Below are 2680 nucleotides of genomic sequence, written 5' to 3' on the forward strand. Positions count from 1 at the left end.
GTATATGGACAAGAGAAGTTATCAAATGCCGGTTTATTCTGTAGCAAGCAATATTCCGGAAAATCTTTTTAAAGGAGCATTGCCTACAACAATTGTTTTTGATAAGCAAGGTAGGCTATCTTATAATGAGTCTGGGGCAGCCAACTATTCAAGTTCAAAATTCATTGAATTCATTGAACAATTAAAGGGCCTTAAGATTTAACATTTTTTAACTCGATTATTGACATTTGGATTGTAAAACTATAAACAAATCAATAAAAATATTAAGTAATTTTGCTTTTAGTTAAACCTTTATATTATGAAAAGGACTTTGATGATTATTGCAGGCTTAATAGCCGGAGTTACATATAGCTATGGACAACAAGCCAGCCTGGTTCAGGATCAAAACCCCAGATACGAAGTGGCAAGAGCTAAATACATGAACGTGTCCGACTCTTTAACCAGAGATCAGGGAACTACTGTTCAAAATACCTATAAAGCATACGATTGGTACGAAGCAAGAGAAGAACGTCGTAAACTTCGTCGTGAGCGCAATTATGAGAGCAGCTTGTACAGCTATCCCTATTATGGGAACTCTTATTACTACCCATCGTTAAATTTCGGATGGGGCCGCCGTTATAACAGCCATTGGGGCTATTACGGAACGGGCTGGGGATGGTAACTAAAAATACAACATTTACATACAATCATATTTAATAAAATGCAGTTAAAAAAAATATTAACCCTTGCTGCCATTGCAGTTTCTGGTATAATGATCTCTTCATGCTCCAGACAAGTAACAAGAATTAACACTACAGATACTGTTGATGTTAGCGGAAACTGGAACAATACAGATTCGAGAATGGTTGCTCAGGAAATGACCCAAAGTGTTTTGGGAGCCAAATGGCTGTCTACACATCTTGAAGCTAAAGCAGGTAAAAAACCTGTAGTGGTTGTTGGTCTTGTTCAAAACAAAAGTCATGAACATATAGACGCAGAAACATTTGTGAAAGATGTTGAACAGGCATTTGTTCAAAGTGAGCGTGTTCGTTTAGTGCAAGGGGGTAAGAAAAGAGAAGAGCTGCGTGCAGAGAAAGCCGACCAACAAGATAATGCTTCTGTTTCTACCATGAAGAAATTCGGATTGGAAAATGGCGCCGACTATATTTTGCAAGGGTCAATCAATTCTATTGTGGATTCACATAAACGCAAAAAAGTAGTTTATTATCAGGTAAACCTGGAGCTTACAGACATACAGACCAATGAGGTTGTATGGATAGGCGACAAGAAAATTGCTAAATACGTTAAGAACTAGCAGGATGCTGATCCGGCTAAAATAACAGTATGACAAATAATAGTAAGAATAAGCTTAAGGCATCAGTTCTTTTAGGATTGATGCTTTTTCTTTTTAGCTGTGCCTCTTATAATGAGAAAATCGCAGGTTATTATAAACAAATCGCGACTGGAAATTACAATGAGGCAGTTAAGGAGCTTGATAAGAACCGCTTACTTCAGAAACCGCGGAATAAGCTGCTGTTTTTAATGGAGAAAGGGAAATCGAGCCACTTGATTGGTGATTATGAAAATAGCAACCGTTACTTTAATGAGGCCGACCAGCTATTGGAAAATGGAATTGGCGGTGCTATGGATGCGGTGGTGGGTACTCTTGTAAATCCCATGACACAGGCTTATAAAGGAGAAGACTTTGAAAAGTTTATGATCCATTATTATAAAGCGCTTAATTACCTGTATCTGCATAAAACCGAAGACGCCATAGTTGAGGCCCGAAGAATTACTTTGCAATCGCAGGAACAAGGCGACAAGTTTAATGATAAAGAGAGCAGGTATTCTAAGGACGCATTTTCATTAATGCTTCAAGGCCTTATTTATGAAAGCGATGGAGACGTTAACAATGCTTTTATAGCCTACCGAAATGCTGCGGAGGTTTATTTGAAAAGCCCCGACAAAACGTATTACGGCACGACCCTGCCTAAAGAGCTTCAGTTGGATGTACTTAGAATGGCGGATGCAAATGGTTTTAAGGCTGAATTAACCCGGTTTGAGGAACTGTTTAACTTAAAATATCAACCAGAGCCATCATCAGAAGGAGGAACGCTTATTCTCTTTTGGGAAAATGGATTGGCACCTGTTAAGCAACAGGAAGAGTTTATTTTTTCCCTTATCAGAGGATCTAATGGAGATTTGGTATTTACCAATTTAGCAGGCACCTTGTTTATTCCCTATAATACGGCCTATGGAAGTGGTGACATTAATTTAAACTCAGTTAATAGCCTTAGGGCTACATATCCTAAATACGTTGCTCAGCAGCCTTATTTTACAAGCGCGACTATTACTGACGGGCTGTCGACCATAAACTTTGAAAAGGCAGAAGATATTAATCAGCTTGCGGTTAAAACACTTGATCAACGTTTTGCAAAGGAGATGGGGAAAGTGCTTACCCGTTTGGCGGTAAAGAAAAGTGCAGAATATGTACTTAAAGCCAGTGCTAAGGGAAATGGAAAGGACGGCAAAGACAATTCTTTACTTGAGGGGTTGGGTTTTGGAATGCAGTTGTATAGTTTGCTTTCGGAGAAAGCAGATACCCGAAACTGGCAAACCTTGCCTAGTGAGATCAGATATGCAAGAATTCCTTTAAAAAAAGGAGATAATACCATTACGCTTGATTTAAAAGGGGCTAATG

General features: G+C 38.7%; 3 protein-coding genes and 1 pseudogene. All 4 read left to right on the forward strand.

Annotated elements, in window-relative coordinates; translation table 11 throughout:
- Positions 1 to 202: pseudogene (locus AC1DDX_RS26155) on the forward strand (TlpA family protein disulfide reductase); the annotation flags it as partial.
- Positions 203 to 298: 96 nt separating this feature from the next.
- Complete coding sequence (locus tag AC1DDX_RS26160) at positions 299 to 661, forward strand: hypothetical protein (RefSeq protein ID WP_337717091.1); 363 nt, start codon at positions 299 to 301, stop codon at positions 659 to 661.
- Positions 662 to 700: 39 nt separating this feature from the next.
- Positions 701 to 1294, forward strand: coding sequence for a penicillin-binding protein activator LpoB (locus AC1DDX_RS26165; RefSeq protein WP_172662381.1), 594 nt, complete (start codon positions 701 to 703; stop codon positions 1292 to 1294).
- Between the two features lie 29 nt (positions 1295 to 1323).
- Positions 1324 to 2680: COG3014 family protein (locus AC1DDX_RS26170; RefSeq protein WP_477622893.1), on the forward strand; the 1357-nt coding region annotated here is incomplete at its 3' end.

It is taken from the genome of Pedobacter sp. 10L46_2, assembly GCF_056395165.1.

Coding starts and splice junctions, on each gene's coding strand:
- AC1DDX_RS26165 (WP_172662381.1), top strand. CDS start 701: ATGCAGTTAAAAAAAATATTAACCCTTGCTGCCATTGCAGTTTCTGGT.
- AC1DDX_RS26160 (WP_337717091.1), top strand. CDS start 299: ATGAAAAGGACTTTGATGATTATTGCAGGCTTAATAGCCGGAGTTACA.